A 16,120-nucleotide genomic window follows, 5' to 3' on the forward strand; every position below is an offset into this window, starting at 1 on the left:
TTTCGTGTCAGCGAAAAGGCATGGCGGCATGACCAGCCCGCCCATCCTGATCGCCGGCGGCGGCATCGGCGGCCTCGCCACCGCCCTCGGCCTCGCCCGCCAGGGTTTTTCGAGCGTTGTCCTGGAGAAGGCGGCTGTCATGGGGGAGGTGGGGGCGGGCATCCAGCTCGGCCCCAACGCCTTCCATGCCTTCGACTGGCTGGGCGTCGGCGACACCGCGCGCGCCATGGCGATCTATGTGGACCGGCTGCGGCTGATGGATGCGCTGACGGCGGAGGAGATCTGCCACATCGACCTCGGCCCCGATTTCCGCGCGCGCTTCGGCAACCCCTACGCCGTCATCCACCGCGGCGACCTCCACGGCGTCTTTTTGCAAGGCTGCCGCGCCAGCGATCTCATCACGCTGCGCACCTCCGCCGAGGTCGTCGCCTATGAGCAGGACAGCACCGGCGCCACCGCCATCCTCGCCACCGGCGAAAGGCTTCGCGGCCGCGCGCTGATCGGCGCGGATGGCCTCTGGTCCAAGGTGCGGCGGCAGCTCGTCGGCGATGGCGCGCCCCGCGTCTCCGGCCACACCACCTATCGCAGCGTCATCCCGACGGAGCAGATGCCCGAGGAGCTGCGCTGGAACGCGGCGACGCTCTGGGCCGGGCCGAAATGCCACATCGTCCACTACCCGCTGCAGGGCTGGAAGACCTTCAACCTCGTCGTCACCTACCACAACGACGCGCCGGAACCCGTCGCGGGCAAGCCGGTGGAGGCCGAGGAAGTCTTCCGCGGCTTCACCCATGTGCATCCCATGGCGCAGCGGATCATCCGCCAGGGCCGCGACTGGAAGCTCTGGGTCCTCTGCGACCGCGACCCGATCGAGCAATGGGTGGATGGCCGCGTGGCGCTGCTGGGCGATGCCGCGCATCCGATGATGCAGTACATGGCGCAGGGCGCCTGCATGGCGATGGAGGATGCGGTCTGCCTGGCGCAGATCCTGGCCGCGCATCAGGGCGACATCGCCGCCGCGCTGCCCGCCTATCGCGATGCCCGCGCGCTGCGCACCGCGCGGGTGCAGCTGCAATCCCGCGCCATCGGCGACCACGTCTACCACCCCGCCGGCGCGCATGCCGCGCTGCGCAACTCCATCATGGCCGCGAAGTCGCAGGCGGAATGGCGGGACAACCTCGCCTGGCTCTATGGCGGCACCGGGCCCATCACACAGGACAAAGCAGCATGAGCTCTGATGCGGTCGCCCACGCCATCCGAGAACTGGTCATCGCCAACCGCATCCTGGCGCGGGAGGATGTGATCGACGATTTCGGCCATGTCAGCCTGCGCCACCCGGAGCGGCCGGACCGCTACTTCCTCTCCCGCAGCCGCAGCCCCGTCGCCGTCACCAGCGACGACATCATGGAGTTCGAGCTGGACGGCACGCCGATCGCGCAGAATGGCCGCCGCATCTATTCCGAACGCGCCATCCACTCCGCCATCTTCATGGCGCGGCCGGAAGTGCGCGCCGTGATCCACCACCACGCCCGCCCCGTCATCCCCTTCACCGTCACGAAGACGCCGCTGAAGCCCGTCTTCCACATGGGCAGCGTGATGGGGGCGGAGGTGCCGGTCTGGGACAGCCAGGACGAATTCGGCGACACCAACATGCTGGTGGATGACCTGCCGCGCGGCCATTCGCTGGCCCGCGCGCTCGGCCAGAACCGCAGCGTGCTGCTGGCGCGCCACGGCGCCTGCAATGTCGGCGTCAGCCTGCGCGCCGCCGTCTTCACCGCCGTCTACATGAAGGACAATGCGGCGATGGTGCTGGCCAGCCTGCCCCATGGCCCCGTCACCTACCTGACGCCCGGCGAGGTCGAGCAGACCGCGACCATGCTGCTTTCCGACATGCCGCTGGCCCGCGCCTGGGACTACTGGATCACGCGCGCAGGCTTCGGGGGGGTGTGACGGCCGCCTCCTCAGCCGGGGCCGCGGCGGCATCCTTCGCCGTGGCACCCTCGATCAGCGCCGCCAGCTCCGCCTCCGGCACCGCGCGGCCGTAGAGATACCCCTGTGCTTCCGTGCAGCCTTCCGCGCGCAGCAGCGCGGCCTGCACGGCGTTCTCCACCCCCTCCGCGTTGCAGCGCAGGCCCAGCGCATGGGTGATGCCGATCATGGCGCGCACGATCGCCACCGCCTGCGGGTCATGCGACAGCGTGGCCACGAAGCTGCGGTCGATCTTGATCTTGTCGAAGCGGAACTTGTGCAGGTAGCCGAGGGACGAATACCCCGTGCCGAAATCATCCATGGCGACGGACACGCCCATCTCGTGCAGCGCCTGCAGGGTCGCCAGCGTGCGTTCCGTATCCGTCAGCAGCACGCCTTCGGTGATCTCGATCTCCAGCCGCGCGGGCGGCAGCCCCGTCTCCTCCAGCGCCGCGCGCACGGCGCGCAGGAAGTCGGCGGCCTGGAACTGGTGGGCGGAGATGTTGACCGCCATGCGCAGCCCCGGCCAGCGCGTCGCCACCTCGCAGGCCTCCCGCAGCACCCATTCGCCGATCCGGCTCAGCAGCCCGATCTCCTCCGCCAGCGGGATGAAGCGGTCGGGCATCACGCGGCCGCGCACCGGGTGGTCCCAGCGCAGCAGCGCCTCCAGCCCGATCACGCGGCCGGAGGCCAGGTTGACCTGCGGCTGGTAGTGCAGGTGCAGCTGGCCCGTCGCCAGCGCCTCCCGCAGATCGTGCTCCAGCGCGCGGCGTTCGCGCAGCGCCTCGTTCATCTCGGCGGAGAAGAAGCGGAAGCCGTTCCGCCCTTCCGCCTTCACGCGGTACAGCGCCGTGTCGGCATCCTGCAGCAGGTGGTCGGCCGCGCTTTCGATCGACAGCGCGATGCCGATGCTGGTGCCGATCAGCGCCTGGTGGCCATGCAGGTCGAAGGGCTGCGACAGCAGCTCCACCAGCCGCGCCGCCAGCGCCTCCGCCGCGTTGGGCTGTTCGGCGCTGCGCTGGATGATGGCGAATTCGTCGCCGCCGAGGCGCGCCAGCGTGTCGCTTTCCCGCAGCGCGTCGGTGATGCGCCGCGCCACCTGGCGCAGCAGCTCGTCCCCCGCGGCATGGCCCAGCGTGTCGTTCACCTCCTTGAACCGGTCGAGGTCGAGCGCCAGCACGGCGAAGTGCCCGCCATAGCGCTTCAGCCCCGCCGCCGTCTGTTCCAGCCGGTCATGGAACAGCCGCCGGTTCGGCAGCCCCGTCAGCTGGTCATGCGTCGCCAGGTGGGTGATGCGGCTGGTCGCGCGCCGCAGCATGCGCAGCGGCAGCAGCCGCAGCGCCAGGTAGGAGGCCCCCGCCAGCAGCACGGAAGCCAGCGTGACCCAGACCGATTCCACCAGCAGGTGCAGGCCGGAATGCTCGATCTCGACCACCCCCACCGGGTGGCCGCTCTCGAACACCGTGGCGCTGGCGCCGTGGCGCGGTCCCACCACCTCCGCCGCGATCTCCGCCAGCACCTCGCCCCGCAGGTCGCGCACGCGGATGGAAGCGCCGAGTTCCGGCGTCGCCGTATCCAGCGCCGCCCGCAGCCGCGCTTCCTGGTAGCGCCACAGGTCGGGATCGCGGCTCGCGATCTGGGAGACGCTGTAGGCGACGATGCGGGCCTCCGCCTCCATCGCCGCATTCTCCTCCCGCCACGCCGCCCAGGCATGCATCAGCGGCAGCGCGATCGCGACCAGCATGGCGATGGTGGCCGCGAAGCCCGTGACCAGCCGCACCAGCGCGGCATCCCCGGCCGAGGGCTCGCCCCCCGCGCCCCCGCCCAGGGACCCGCCCAGGCTGCCACCCGGGCGCCGCCGGGCCGCGGCATCGCTCATGCGCCGGACGCCGGCACGGGTTCATAGCCCTGCTGGCGCAGCACGGCATGCGCCGGCGCGGAGGCCAGGAAGTCGAGGAAGCCGGCCACCGCCGCGCCCGGTTCCGCCCGCGTCACCGCCACCAGGGCGCGGGACAGGCGGTACCGCCCGGCCAGCAGCGCCTCCACCGTGGGCGGCACGCCATCCAGCGGCAGCAGCTTCACGCGGCGGCGTTCCGCCCGCGCCTGGCCGGCGGACATCACGCCGAAGGATCCCGGGATGCGTTCCAGCAGCTCGGCATTCTCCTGGTCCGTGCCGGCGGTCGCCAGGCCCGGCCGCGCATGGGCGCGGTCCACCGCCTGCGCGATCTCCGGCGACAGGCTGGCCAGCAGGATCCAGTCGCCCTCCGTCCGGTCGCGCCGGATCAGCCGCAGCGGCCCGCCGCCCGGCCAGCTCATCATCTCGCCGGACAGCGCATCGGCCGCCTCGGCGCTGGTGATGCCCTCCACCGGCGTATCGGCATGGGTGGCGAAGGCCAGCGGGTTGGTGGCGAAGGTGGTGGCGACCAGCCCCTGCGCCTGCTCGGCCGCCGTCAGCGGCCGGCCGGACAGCGCGATGTCGATCCGCCCCGCCCGCAGCGCGGCCAGCCCGCCGGCGCTGCCCAGGCTGTTCAGCACGGTGGCCGGCCCGCCCGCCCCCAGCCGCCGCTGTTCGTCCAGCAGCAGCCGGACGATGGACAGCGCCATCCCCGTGCCGCCCAGCGTCAGCCCCTCCGCCCGCGCGGCGCCGCGCGGCAGGCCGGCCGGCAGGGCGGCGATCAGCAGCGCCCGGCGCGCCATGCGGAAGGGGGCGACCGGGGCGTGGCGGGATTCCGGGTTGTCGGGCACGGGGGTCATGCCAGCAGCATGCGGCAGCAGCGGTGAACCGAGGCCTAACCCCGCCCGGATTGCGGCCCCCGGCCCGGGGCGAACCAGGCCTCGAAGGCCTCGAACCCCGCCACCGCCCCGGCCACCATCGCCCGGCGCCTCGCGGGGTCGGCGCCGCAGGCCTCGATCGCCGCGCAGCAATCGCGCCACATCGCCCCGTGCCGCGCGCCATGGCCCAGCAGGAAGCGCCGCCCCTCCGCCGCCTGGCCCAGCAGCCCGTCCAGCGCGCGTGCCAGATGCAGCCCGCCCAGCGTCGATCCCTCCGACACATAGAGCCAGCCCATCGCCGCCGCCGCGCTGCCGGGCGGCGGGATCGGCGCGGGGTCGGGCGGCGCCGCATCCCCCAGCGCCAGGCGATCCGCCGCCAGCAGGGCCGACCGCCGCCGCGCCGCAAGGTCGATGCCCCAGCCCGCCAGCGCCGGCGCCAGCCCGGGCGGGGCCGCCAGCGCGCCTTCCAGCGCCGCGTGGAAGCCGTGCAGCCGCGCCAGCAGCGCGCGGTATTCCCCCCGGGTGATGGCGCCGCCCGCCAGCCGCGCGAAGGCGGGGACGCCATGCAGCCGGTCATGCACCGCGCCCGTCGCGGCGCGCAGCGCGTCCCGCGCGCTGCCCTCCGCCGTGGCGCTCAACCCTTGCCCTCGCCCGGCCGGGCGGCGTGGCGGATCAGCGCCTCCAGCACCTCCGCCGTGCGGGCGACCGAAGCGCGCACGCTTTCCAGCTGCTCCGGCATGGTGGCGACATCGACGCCATCCGTGATCTCCAGCGCCGCGAGCTGCGCATTCTCCACGACCGAGGCGAGGATGGCGCGGAAGGCCAGGTCCGCCTGGCGGTCCAGCCGCCCGGCGCGGGACCGCGACCCCTCCTCGATCCCCTGCTGGAAGCGCCGGCGTGCGGCTTCCGCCGCCTTGCGCTCCGCCAGGTCGTTGAACAGGAAGACGTAGCCCAGCACCCGGTCCGGGGAGGAGAAGACGGGATCGGCCCGCACCAGCAGCGGCCGCCCGGCGCCGAGCCCATCGGCCAGCCTCGCCTCCCCCCGCCAGGACCGCCGGTTCTCCAGCACGTCCCGCAGCCGGCGGCCGACCTCGGTCGGGTCCGCGAAGAAGGGCAGCAGCTGGTCGATCCGCCGCGGGCTGGCGCCGCGCACGCCGGGCAGCAGCGCGTCGAAGGCATCGTTGCGCAGGTCGATATTGCCCTGCGCGTCGCAGATCACCACGGCCTGCGGCGAATTGCCGACCTGCCGGCGGATCTGGGAGAGCTGGTCCTCCGCGATCAGCATGCGGACGGAGCGGAACTGCAGCACCACGTCGGCGACCGTGTCGCCCACCATGCGCGCCGTCGCCAGGTCCTTCGGCGTCCAGGGCTCCGACCGCCCTTCCACCACCTGGTGCCACTTGGCGAAGGACCGGCGCGGCGACAGGTCGCGCGGGTCGGCCCCCAGCTCCACCGGCTTGGCCGGGTCGCCGCCCCAGGTCACGGTCCGCACCTGCTCGGGCCGGAACCAGACGATGTATTCGCCGGGCGTGGCGGAAATCGGCGCGGCCAGCACGCCGGAGGCCACCTGCCTCAGCCCCGCCAGCGCCGGCGCCGCCTGCGCCAGCCCCGCCGTGCCGATGACGCTGCCGGTCCCCGGGCTGCGCGGCTGCGAATCCAGCCATTGCCCGATGTCGCGCAGCCCGGCGGTGGAGGGCACGTCGCCCGCCGTCTGGGTCTGCCCCTCGAACAGCAGCGCCGCGCCGGTGGCGTTCAGCGGCGTCAGCAGCGTGTTCGGGTTGTCGAACAGCGCCGTCCGCCAGTCCCCGTCGCGGGAGATCGCCTCGATCATCCGCTGTTCCAGCCGGCGCACGGACAGCTCCGCCTGCGCCTGCACGAAGCTCTCCAGCGCCGCGATGCGCGTGCCGACCGCCTCCGCCAGCAGCTCCATCACCGCGCGCAGCGCGAAGGGCGCGCGGCGCGGGCTGTCATGGTGGCAGGCGATCAGGCCCCAGAGCCGCCCGCCCACCAGGATGGAGGCCACCAGCGTCGCCCCCACCCCCATGTTCTTGAGGTACTGGATATGCATCGGCGACGTGCTGCGCAGCACGCAGAGCGACATGTCGAGGTCGCGGCCCGTCAGCGGCGAAAGGCGCGGCTCCAGCGGCGCCGGCGCGTAGTGCACATCCGCCACCACCCGCACCCGGTTGCGGATGTAGAGGCGCCGCGCGACCTGCGGGATGTCGCTGTCGGGGTAGCGGTTGCCGAGGTAGGGCTCCAGCGACGGGTCGCGTTCCTCCGCGAAGACCTCCCCGTGATGGTCCTCGTCGAAGCGATAGACCATGACGCGGTCATAGCCGGTCAGGCCGCGGAAGATGCGCGCCACCTCGTCGCAGAGCGGCCGCAGCGCGTAGCTCGCCAGGATCGCCTGCATCGCGGGCTCGATCCGCCCGGCGAAGTTCTCCTCCGGCCCCGCATGCTCCAGCTCCAGCACCAGGCCGCCGCCGGCCGGGCGATGCGCCATGCCGTCCAGCACCGCGCCATCCAGCCGCACGCGGAAGGCGGCCGGCACCTCGTCCAGCTTGTCGCCCAGCAGCGGCGCCAGCGCGGCGGCGATGCGCGCTTCCACCTGCGCCAGCCGCCGCCCCTGCAGGGGGGCGCCGAGGCCGAGGAAGCCCGCGGCATTGGCGCTGGCCTGCAGGATGGTCAGGTCCGGCTCCCGCAGCGCCAGCAGCGCGCCATGCGGCTGGATCGACGCCGCCAGGTGGATCGGCTCCCGCTCGCAATTGGACAGGTCGGCGGCCCCGAAGGCCGGGTCCTCTCCCGCGCCCTCCCGGCCCGTCCCCTGCTGGCCCACCCCCGCCATCACGGCTGCCCGTCCGGGGAACCCTCCCGGTCCTCGCTGAGGCCATAGCGTTCGAGCTTGGCGTAGAGGCTCTGCCGGCTGAGGCCGAGGGCATCGGCCGCGGCGGTGCGGTTGTTGCCGGCCAGCCGCAGCGCGCGCTCGATGCAGGCGCGCTCCACCAGCGCGGCCGTGCTGCGCACCATGGCGGGCAGCGGCACGCGGCCGACATCATTGGCCAGCGCGCCCAGCGCCGCGCGCAGCGCCGCGGCCTCGCCGGAGGCCAGCATGCGCCGGCCGGTGTCGCGCACGACGAAGCCCATCATCCGCTGCTCGGCCGGCCCGCCCCGGATGGCGGCGCCGGAGACCTCGACCTCCGTCTCCGTCCCCAGGCTGCCGGTCAGCGTCGCGGGCAGCAGCCGCACCTCCCCGTGCTGGGCGATGGTCTGCATCAGCACCGTGGCGTCCATCCCCGGCTGGGCCAGCCAGCGGTCCAGCGGCTCCCCGAGCACGGAGGCTTCCGACCCCGCCTGCGCCAGGTCCAGGAAGGCGCGGTTGGCGCGGCGGACGGTGCCGCCGGCATCGATCACCACGAAGCCGTCCGGCATCTCCTCCAGCAGCGCGTCGCCGCGCAGCGGCACGCCGCGGGGCGCCTGGCCCTCGGCCGCCGGCCGGCCCGCCGCCTGGATGGCGACCGGGGTCAGCTGGATCAGGAAGACGGGCCCGGGGTTGCGCGCCATCAGGGAGGCGCGCAGCAGCCAGGGCGTCGCATCCGCGCCCAGATGCATCATCACGCCCGGCGCGCGGCCCTGTTCGCGCGCGCGCAGCAGCACGTCGCGGAATGCCGCGCGGTCGCGCGCCGCGACCTCGTCCGCGAAGTTCCAGCCGGGGGCGAGGCCGAGTTCGCGGATCGCGGCCGGATTGGCCTCCACGATCCGCAGCGTGGAGGCGGCGATGACCAGCACGGCCTCGGAGGAGGCGTCGAACAGCAGGCGGGACCGGGTCTCGATCTCCCGCAGCTTCCAGTAGTCCTGCTCCCGCGCCTGCTGCGCCGCCACCAGCCGCGACTGCAGCTCCGCCACCGCCTGCAGGTTCTTGCCGACGGCGATGAGGCCCGCCTGCCCGCCCAGCCGCACCGTCGTGTATTCGACCGGCAGCTCGAGGCCAGAGGGAAAGCGCTGCGTGACCTGGAGATAGGCGGAGACGCCGGAGGAGCGCGCATCCTCCACCATGCGCCGCACCTGCAGGCTTGCGACATCGCCGACGGTGTCCATCCAGGGCCGGCCGAACCAGGCCGCCACGGGTTCGCCGCGCATCGTCTCGGACAGGGCGGCATCGCGGATCACCCCCTCCCAATCCAGGGTGAGGGTGATGTCCGGCTGGATGACGGCAACGCGGGTCATGGAACGCGGGTCATGGGGAGGGTTGATCCAACTGTCGGCCTGGCCGCGCGGCAGAACCTGGAAGGCAGAGCCTGGCGGTGGACCCGCGTCGTCGTCGCAGCACTGGCGAGAACGCTCGATACTGTGTCGGACTTTACGTGCCCTGCGTCAATGCAAGATGACGAATGGTTGTTGAGGCAATGCCGCCGGACTTCACAAATCGTGGCGGGCATCCGCCAAAGTAGTGTCAGGCTGGCTTGACACTTCGCGTCCTTGCCACGACTTTTCCCCCATGCGCGGACCGGACCAGCGAAGCGTCGCCATCATCGGCGCCGGCATCGGCGGGCTCGCCGCGGCCATCACCCTGGCCGCCGCCGGGCGCCCGGTGGTGGTGCTGGAACGCGCCCCCGCGCCGGGCGGCAAGGTCGCCGCCGCGCCGCTCGGCGGCATCGCGGTGGATGCCGGTCCCGGCGCGCTCAGCCTGCGCCCGGTCTTCGAAGCGCTGTTCGCCGCGGCGGACACCACGCTCGACCGGGAGTTGCAGCTGGCCCGGCTGCCCCTGCTCGGCCGCCATCTCTGGCCCGATGGCAGCCTGCTCGACCTGCCCGCCGACCCCGCCGCCGCGGAACACGCGATCGGCGCCTTCGCCGGCCCCGCCGGCGCGCGGGGCTACCGGGACTTCATGGCCCGCGCCGCGAAATGCTGGGCGGCGCTGGAGAAGCCCTTCCTGACGGTGCAGCGCCCGGGGGCGCTGGCGCTCGGCGCCCAGGCCGGCATGCGCGGGCTGCTCGGCACCTCCCCCTTCGGCACGCTCTGGGATGCGCTGGGCGAGCATTTCGCCGATCCGCGCCTCCGCCAGGTCTTCTCCCGCCTCTCCACCTATGTCGGCACCTCCCCCCTCGTGGCGCCCGCCACGCTGATGCTGGTGGCGCAGGTGGAGGCCGGGGGCCTCTGGGCGATCGAGGGCGGCATGGCCCGGCTGCCCGCGGCGATGGCCCGCGCCGCCGCCGCCAAGGGCGCCCGCTTCCGCCACGGCGCCGATGTCGCGGCGCTGCGCGTCGCCGGCGGGCGCATCGCCGGCCTCACGCTGCGGGACGGGGAGGCGATCGAGGCCGGGCAGGTCATCCTGAACGCCGATCCCGCGACCCTGGCCGCGGGCCATTTCGGCGCCGCCGCCGCGAAGGCCGTGCCCGCCATGCCCGCCGCGAAGCGCAGCTTCTCCGGCATCGCCTGGGCCATGGCCGGGCGGGCGGAGGGCCTCGACCTGCCGCGCCTCACCGTCTTCCACGCCGCCGAGGCCATGGCGGAACTCGCCGCGCTCACCTATCGCGGCCGGATGCCGGACCAGCCCTCCGTCACCCTCTGGGCGCAGGGCCGCCACGGCGTCGCGCCGCCGCCCGAGGGCAGGGAAGGGCTGCTCGCCCTGGTCAGCGCCCCCGCCCGCGCCGATGGCCGCCGCATGGACCCGGCCGTGCTGGCCACGGCGGAGGCCGCGGCCTTCGGCGCCATGGCCCGCGCCGGCCTCGCCATCACGCGCGACGCCACGGCGGTGATGACGCCGGCGGATTACGAGGCCCTGGCGCCGGGCACCGGCGGCGCCCTCTTCGGCCCCGCGGTGCAGGGCTGGCAGGCGATCTTCAGCCGCCCGGCCGCCCGCACGGCGCTGCCGGGCCTGTTCCTGGCCGGCGGCGCGACCCATCCCGGCGCGGGGCTGGCGATGGCGGCAATCTCGGGAAGGCTGGCGGCCGAGGCCGCGATGGCGGAGCGGATCTGATGGACGGCATGGCGCATACCTCCCTCCGCGGCTGGGAATTCGACCGCCCCGTGGCCCCCCGCGGCTACAGCTGGTGGTACATCGACGCGCTGAGCGACGATGGCCGCCACGGCATCACCATCATCGCCTTCATCGGCACCGTCTTCTCCCCCTGGTACGCGCTGGCGCGGCGCGGCGGCGGCGGCGATCCGGAAGACCACAACTGCATGCATGTCGCGCTCTACGGCACGCCGAGCCGCTGGGCGATGACGGATCGCCGCCGCGGCGCGCTCTCCCGCGATGCCAACACGCTGCGCATCGGCCCCAGCAGCGCCCATTGGGACGGCCAGGCGCTGACCGTGGAGATCGAGGAGCGCACCGCTCCCATCCCCGGGAAGCTCCGCGGCCGCGTGGTGCTGCGCCCCGATGCCCTGTCCACCCGCGCCTTCCGCCTGGACAGCGACGGCCGCCACCATTGGCACCCCATCGCCGCGCGGTCCCGGGTGGAGGTCCGGCTGACCGACCCGGCGTTGAGCTGGTCCGGCCCCGCCTATTTCGACACCAACTGGGGAAGCGCCCCCCTGGAACAGGACTTTTTCGGGTGGGACTGGTGCCGGGCGCCGATGCCGGACGCGACCGCCATCCTCTACAATGCGCAGCGACGGGACGGCACGAACCAGTCCCTCGCGCTGCGCGTCGGCACCGATGGCAGCGTCACGGATATTCCCGTGCAGCCCGAGGTCGAGTTGGGAAAGACCCTGTGGCGCATCGCTCGCCCGACCCGGGCGGAAGGCGGCGAGGCGCGCGTGGTGCGCACCCTGGTGGACGCCCCCTTCTACTCCCGCTCCGAGATCCGCACCCGGCTGCTGGGGCGGGAGGCGACGGCGGTCCATGAAAGCCTGTCGCTCGACCGCTTCGCCAGCCCCGCCATGTACGCGATGCTGCCGTTCCGCGTGCCGCGCCCGCTGCGCTGACGGCGGCCTCCCCCGCGATTCCGGTGGCTTCTGTATCTCAGATGAGATACACCCAGGCTGCCCCTGGCAGAGGAGGTCGCGATGGGCACCAGGATGCTGCATGTCCGGGTGGAGGAGGAGGTGAAGGAACGGGCTTCCATCGCGCTGGAGCAGATGGGCCTGACCATGTCCGAGGCCGTGCGCGTCTTCCTGCACCGGGTCGCGGCCGACCAGAAGCTGCCCTTCGCGCTGGAGGTGCCCAATGCGCGCACCCGCGCCGCCATGGAGGAGGCGCGCAGCCTGAGCGCCCGCTTCGATACGCCCGCCGCCCTGCTCGATGACCTCGACGGCGGCCAGCGGTAAGCGGGCAACCCTGCCGCGGGCCTCCGACTGCACGGGCGAGTTCCGCAAGGACTGGGAGCGCCTGACGCGATCCGGGCGCTACGACATGGGCCGGCTCAAGGCGGTGATGATGCACCTCATCGCCAATGAGGGCCCGTTGCCGCCCGAACGCCGGGACCATGCGCTGGCCGGCGAGTTCCAGGACCATCGGGAGTGCCACATCGGCGGCGACTTCCTGCTGATCTATCGCCTGGCGGATGCCGGCAAGCGGCCGAGCGTCATCTTCGTCCGCGCCGGCACGCATTCCGACCTGTTCGGGCGATAGCCGCGCCTCACCGCTCCAGCACGAATTCCACCCGCCGGTTCAGCGCCCGCGCCTCCGCGTCATCGCTTCCGTCCGGCCGGGTGTTCGGCGCCACCGGGTCATGCTCGCCCCGGCCCTCCACCACCACCGCCGGCATCGCGTCCCCGACCCGCTGTTCCAGCCAGCGCTGCACCGCCCGCGCCCGCCGCAGCGACAGATCCTGGTTCGCCGCCGCATCGCCCACGCTGTCCGTGTGCCCGATGATGCGCAGCGTGCGCGGCCGCAGCTCCCGCACCAGCGTCACCACCTGGCCGAGCCCCTCCGCCGCCTCCGCCCGCAGCTGGTCCGCGCCGAAGGGGAAGAGCACGTCGCCCGAGAGATTGAGCGCCACGCCCCGCGCCGTCTCCCGCCGCGTCACGCCCGGCCGCGCCGGCGGCACCGGCGCCGGGGAGGCCGCGACCTGCTCCACCCGGATCTGCCGCCCCTCCTGCGCGATGCGCGGCGCCGCGCCCTCCGCGGATTGGGACCAGGTCAGCTCCAGCGTCTCGCCGCGCAGCGATACGCGCGCGCCCGGCGCCAGCTCCGCCCGGATGGTGCTGGTATTGCCCTGCACCTCCAGGCTGCGGCAGCCGCCGGTGAAGGTCAGGGCGTTGCGCTCGCCGCGCACCGTCACGTCCCGGCCTGTGCAGTCGATCGTCTGGCGCTGGGCATTGCCCTCGACGATCAGCGGGCCGAGGCCCTGGCCCGCGGCGGGCAGGGTCAGCGTGGCCAGGAAACCGATCATCAGCGGGCGCAGCGTCATGGCGGGGTTCCTTCTCATCCCCCCGCCAACGCCGCAGCGCTCCCGTTGGCGGTCCGCGCGCGCGGAAAATTCATCCGGTGCGCGGGGAGCCGTTCAGAACCGCAGCGTCAGGTTGGCCCGCGCCCCCAGGCTCTGCGCCCCATCCGCGAACTGCCCGTTGAAGGAGACGCCGAGCGCCAGCGCCTGGGTCAGGCTGGCGGAGACGCTGGCCTCCGCCACCGCCGCATCCTTCGCGATCGGCGTGCCGCCGACGATGAAGGGGGCGGAGCCCGCCAGCCGGAGGTCGGCGGTCGGCGTCACATCCCCCCAGGCATGGCGCCAGCCCAGCATGCCCGCGAGCCCCAGCGTGGTCTCCCCCAGCTGCGTCCCGGTCGCGGCGCGAAGCCCGAGCGTGCCGTAGTTCACGCCCGCATTCCCCCGCTCCGCCGCCAGCGCCGCGCTGCCGCCGCGTTCCGTGAAGCCATCCTCCCGCACATCCGCCCGCGCCAGGCCGGCGAAGGGCTCGATGGCGGCGGCGCCGAGGTCGATGCGCCAACCCAGCTCCCCGAAGGCCTGGGTGGTCTGCGCATCGGTCCTGCCGGTCAGCCCCTCCGCGAAGCCCGCGAAGGCCGGGCTCCGGCGCGTCGAGATCGCGCTCCACCCCTGGGTCGCGCCCAGCCGCAGGCCGAGCGCCCCCCATTGCCGCCCGCCATAGAGGCCGATGGTCACCGTCTCCGCCGATCCCTTGGCGGCGCGCGCCCCGGATTCGAAGCCGGCATCGCCGTAGCCCGCCAGCAGGCCGATCCGCCAGCCATCGAAGGCGGGCATGTCCGCGCCCACCACCAGGCCGCCGCTGTCATGCGACAGGGTGGCGGCATTGCCGTCCCCCGCACTCCGCCCCCAGGCGCCATAGCCCTGCGACCAGAAGGCGAGGCCCGGCGTGTTCCCGGCCACCGCCTCCACCCCGCCACCGCCGATGCCGCCGAGCGACACGCGCACCCGGTCCAGCGCCGCCTGGCGGGTGAAGCGCGTCTCCTCCAGCATCGCGCCGCGGATGGAAGCGTGGATCTCCCCCGACAGGCTGTCATAGGCCACGCGCGCGGCCGCATCGCTCTGCTGCACACCGATCGCGGTGCGCAGCGCGCTGGCGGCCGGCAGCCCCTGCATCGCCTCCGCCACCGCGGCCTGGTTGCGCGTCGCCGCCGCGGCGGCGAAGCCGCGGGACTGCGCCGGCACCAGCGTCACGCCATTGGCGCCGTAGCTCGCATAGAGCTGGTAGAAGGTGGACAGCTCCGGATCGCCCGTCACCACATAGGTGCCGGTCACGCCGCCCGTCGCGCTCAGCACGGTATAGACGGTGTCGAGCGAGACGGCCCCGCCGCCGGCGCGCACCAGCTGCAGGATCGCGCCCGGCTGGATGGTGGCGGTGCCGTTCACCACCAGGCGGTCGGCGGTCACGCCCGGCACCACCTCCGCCACCAGGATCGCGCCCGCGGCCTGGGTGTAGTTGCCCGCGACCGTCAGCGTGCCCGGGCTGTTGCCCGGGGAGACGGTGCCGCCGGCCTGCACCGCCAGGTTCCCCACGGTGCCGGTCCCGCCCAGCGTGCCGCCATTGCCCACCGTCACCGTGCTGCCGGCGGTGCCGAGCGTGCTGTTCACGATCAGCCGCCCGCCCGTGACGTTGATGGCGCCGTCGTAGCTGCCGCCATTGCCCGAATAGATCGTCGTGCCCGCCTGGTGCAGGATCTGCCCGCCGCTGCCGAAGATCCGCTGGTCGAAGGCGTAGGCGGTGCCGGTGTGGTTGAACAGCAGCGTGGCATTGCCGGCGCCGAAGAAGATGCCGTTCGCCGCGCTGATCGTGCCGGGCGCCTGCGCGGCCTCCCCCAGCGCGCCGCCCACCGCCAGCACGCCGCGGCTGCCGCTGTTGGTCGCGATGTCGATGATGTTGGCGGCGCCGAGGTAGCCGCCATTGCGCACCGCCACCTGGCCGTCGCCGTTGAAGCCCACGCGGAAATTGCCGTTGAAGCCGGTGCGGCGCAGGCTTTCGTAGCGCGATCCCTCGCCGGTGATCACCATCTCGCCGAAGGAGCCCGTGTCGGTGCCGACCGCGCCGGTATAGGCGGTGACCACGGCGCCATCGGCGATGGTCAGCCGCCCGAAGCCGACATTCCCGTTGCCGTTGCCGCCGACATAGACGTTGAGCGCGTTCTGCAGCGTCGTGCCGCGGCCGGTGACGGTCGCATTCGCCCAGGTCGCGCCCGCGCCGCCGATATAGGTCGCATCCGCCACCACGGCCGCGCCGTTGGCAATGACCAGCGTGCCCTCGTTCGGCTGCAGCCAGCCCGCCGCATCGCCCCAGCCCGCCGGCATGGTCACGGTGCGCGTGCCGATATCGACCGTGGTGCCCGGCCCGGTGATGGTCAGCGTGCCCTGCGCGCCGAGGGTGACCGAGCCCTCGAAGGTGGTCAGCCGCGCGCCGTCCCGCACCGTCAGCGACCCCGCGCCGCCGAAGCCCACATCGATGCTGCTGGTGCTGGCCCAGCTGGTCCCGGTGCCGGAGACGGTGACGCTGCCCGCCCCGCTGCCGCTGCCGATCGTGGTGGTGGAGCTGACGGCAAGCCCGCCCCCGCCGGAGAGGCCGAGCGTCCGCCCCCCGGTCACCGTCACGGTGGAGGCATTGGCCGAACCGCCGCTGATCACCGGATCGGCCGGCGGCGTGCCGCCGATGGTCACCGCATCCGTCGTGCCCGGCACCGCGCTGGTCCAGTTGCCCGGGGCGAACCAGCTGCTGCCCAGGCTGCCATTCCAGCTCTGCTGCGCCAGCGCGGCGCCGGTCAGCGCGGTGGAGGAAAGAAGAACCGCGGCCAGGATCGAATGGCGCCGCAATGGCGGCATGCCGCATCGCAGCAACGCGGCCCTGTCCAGCCGCTGCCTGGTGGCAAAATCCTGATGATTCATTGAGGGATACCGCTGCGTGACTGGCCGTGGTCGGGGGGAAACCGACAGCGTTACTGTCCGAATCCCACGATCCGTCGCCGACGGGATCG

Annotated in this window: 13 protein-coding genes; 6 read left to right on the plus strand and 7 right to left on the minus strand. The window is 73.5% G+C overall.

Going from position 1 to position 16,120, the window contains the following annotated elements; translation table 11 throughout:
* Nucleotides 1–28: 28 nt before the first annotated feature.
* Together JJI54_RS06065 and JJI54_RS06070 are read left to right on the plus strand one after the other, a co-directional pair.
* Nucleotides 29–1,228 carry a 3-hydroxybenzoate 6-monooxygenase gene (locus JJI54_RS06065; protein WP_203071832.1) on the plus strand — a complete coding sequence of 400 codons (1,200 nt, stop codon included), beginning with the start codon at nt 29–31 and terminating at the stop codon, nt 1,226–1,228.
* On the plus strand, nt 1,225–1,947 hold the full coding sequence (locus JJI54_RS06070) for a class II aldolase/adducin family protein (RefSeq protein ID WP_203071833.1): 723 nt from the start codon (nt 1,225–1,227) through the stop codon (nt 1,945–1,947). Before JJI54_RS06065 ends, JJI54_RS06070 begins: the two co-directional genes overlap by 4 nt.
* Here JJI54_RS06070 and JJI54_RS06075 read toward each other — a convergent pair.
* Genes JJI54_RS06075 through ppsR form a run of 5 tightly spaced genes read right to left on the minus strand, consistent with a single transcriptional unit; the run spans nt 1,919 to nt 8,961 of the window.
* Nucleotides 1,919–3,844: a putative bifunctional diguanylate cyclase/phosphodiesterase gene (locus JJI54_RS06075; RefSeq protein WP_203071834.1), complete on the minus strand. Its 1,926-nt coding sequence runs from the start codon at nt 3,842–3,844 to the stop codon at nt 1,919–1,921. The two genes, JJI54_RS06070 and JJI54_RS06075, sit on opposite strands and share 29 nt — an antisense overlap.
* Nucleotides 3,841–4,719 carry a substrate-binding domain-containing protein gene (locus JJI54_RS06080; protein ID WP_203071835.1) on the minus strand — a complete coding sequence of 293 codons (879 nt, stop codon included), beginning with the start codon at nt 4,717–4,719 and terminating at the stop codon, nt 3,841–3,843. Before JJI54_RS06080 ends, JJI54_RS06075 begins: the two co-directional genes overlap by 4 nt.
* Nucleotides 4,720–4,754: 35 nt before the next feature.
* Nucleotides 4,755–5,375: a biliverdin-producing heme oxygenase gene (locus JJI54_RS06085; RefSeq protein WP_203071836.1), complete on the minus strand. Its 621-nt coding sequence runs from the start codon at nt 5,373–5,375 to the stop codon at nt 4,755–4,757.
* Entirely contained in the window at nt 5,372–7,582 is a 2,211-nt protein-coding gene (locus tag JJI54_RS06090; protein ID WP_203071838.1) for a GAF domain-containing protein, read from the minus strand. The genes JJI54_RS06085 and JJI54_RS06090 overlap by 4 nt, the downstream gene beginning before the upstream one ends.
* Nucleotides 7,582–8,961, minus strand: a complete 1,380-nt coding sequence (ppsR, locus tag JJI54_RS06095; RefSeq protein WP_203071840.1) for a transcriptional regulator PpsR — start codon at nt 8,959–8,961, stop codon at nt 7,582–7,584. Before ppsR ends, JJI54_RS06090 begins: the two co-directional genes overlap by 1 nt.
* Nucleotides 8,962–9,232: 271 nt before the next feature.
* Between ppsR and JJI54_RS06100 the strand changes: the two genes are divergently transcribed.
* From JJI54_RS06100 to JJI54_RS06115, 4 genes are all read left to right on the plus strand, one after another.
* Nucleotides 9,233–10,714, plus strand: coding sequence for a phytoene desaturase family protein (locus tag JJI54_RS06100; protein ID WP_203071841.1), 1,482 nt, complete (start codon nt 9,233–9,235; stop codon nt 10,712–10,714).
* Entirely contained in the window at nt 10,714–11,667 is a 954-nt protein-coding gene (locus JJI54_RS06105; RefSeq protein WP_226381386.1) for a carotenoid 1,2-hydratase, read from the plus strand. Before JJI54_RS06100 ends, JJI54_RS06105 begins: the two co-directional genes overlap by 1 nt.
* An 81-nt stretch (nt 11,668–11,748) precedes the next feature.
* A complete protein-coding gene (locus JJI54_RS06110) occupies nt 11,749–12,009 on the plus strand; it encodes a type II toxin-antitoxin system RelB/DinJ family antitoxin (protein ID WP_203071843.1) in 261 nt (86 codons plus the stop codon).
* A complete protein-coding gene (locus tag JJI54_RS06115) occupies nt 11,984–12,313 on the plus strand; it encodes a type II toxin-antitoxin system YafQ family toxin (RefSeq protein ID WP_203071844.1) in 330 nt (109 codons plus the stop codon). Before JJI54_RS06110 ends, JJI54_RS06115 begins: the two co-directional genes overlap by 26 nt.
* Nucleotides 12,314–12,320: 7 nt before the next feature.
* Here JJI54_RS06115 and JJI54_RS06120 read toward each other — a convergent pair whose 3' ends face one another.
* Nucleotides 12,321–13,094, minus strand: coding sequence for an OmpA family protein (locus JJI54_RS06120; RefSeq protein WP_203071845.1), 774 nt, complete (start codon nt 13,092–13,094; stop codon nt 12,321–12,323).
* A gap of 93 nt (nt 13,095–13,187) precedes the next feature.
* A complete protein-coding gene (locus JJI54_RS06125) occupies nt 13,188–15,968 on the minus strand; it encodes an autotransporter outer membrane beta-barrel domain-containing protein (RefSeq protein WP_203071846.1) in 2,781 nt (926 codons plus the stop codon).
* Nucleotides 15,969–16,120: the final 152 nt, after the last annotated feature.

It is taken from the genome of Falsiroseomonas ponticola (assembly GCF_016805305.1).
Classification (GTDB): domain Bacteria; phylum Pseudomonadota; class Alphaproteobacteria; order Acetobacterales; family Acetobacteraceae; genus Falsiroseomonas; species Falsiroseomonas ponticola.

Coding starts and splice junctions, on each gene's coding strand:
- JJI54_RS06065 (WP_203071832.1), top strand. CDS start 29: ATGACCAGCCCGCCCATCCTGATCGCCGGCGGCGGCATCGGCGGCCTC.
- JJI54_RS06070 (WP_203071833.1), top strand. CDS start 1,225: ATGAGCTCTGATGCGGTCGCCCACGCCATCCGAGAACTGGTCATCGCC.
- JJI54_RS06075 (WP_203071834.1), bottom strand. CDS start 3,844: ATGAGCGATGCCGCGGCCCGGCGGCGCCCGGGTGGCAGCCTGGGCGGG.
- JJI54_RS06080 (WP_203071835.1), bottom strand. CDS start 4,719: ATGACCCCCGTGCCCGACAACCCGGAATCCCGCCACGCCCCGGTCGCC.
- JJI54_RS06090 (WP_203071838.1), bottom strand. CDS start 7,582: ATGGCGGGGGTGGGCCAGCAGGGGACGGGCCGGGAGGGCGCGGGAGAG.
- ppsR (WP_203071840.1), bottom strand. CDS start 8,961: ATGACCCGCGTTGCCGTCATCCAGCCGGACATCACCCTCACCCTGGAT.
- JJI54_RS06100 (WP_203071841.1), top strand. CDS start 9,233: ATGCGCGGACCGGACCAGCGAAGCGTCGCCATCATCGGCGCCGGCATC.
- JJI54_RS06105 (WP_226381386.1), top strand. CDS start 10,714: ATGGACGGCATGGCGCATACCTCCCTCCGCGGCTGGGAATTCGACCGC.
- JJI54_RS06110 (WP_203071843.1), top strand. CDS start 11,749: ATGGGCACCAGGATGCTGCATGTCCGGGTGGAGGAGGAGGTGAAGGAA.
- JJI54_RS06115 (WP_203071844.1), top strand. CDS start 11,984: ATGACCTCGACGGCGGCCAGCGGTAAGCGGGCAACCCTGCCGCGGGCC.
- JJI54_RS06120 (WP_203071845.1), bottom strand. CDS start 13,094: ATGACGCTGCGCCCGCTGATGATCGGTTTCCTGGCCACGCTGACCCTG.
- JJI54_RS06125 (WP_203071846.1), bottom strand. CDS start 15,968: ATGCCGCCATTGCGGCGCCATTCGATCCTGGCCGCGGTTCTTCTTTCC.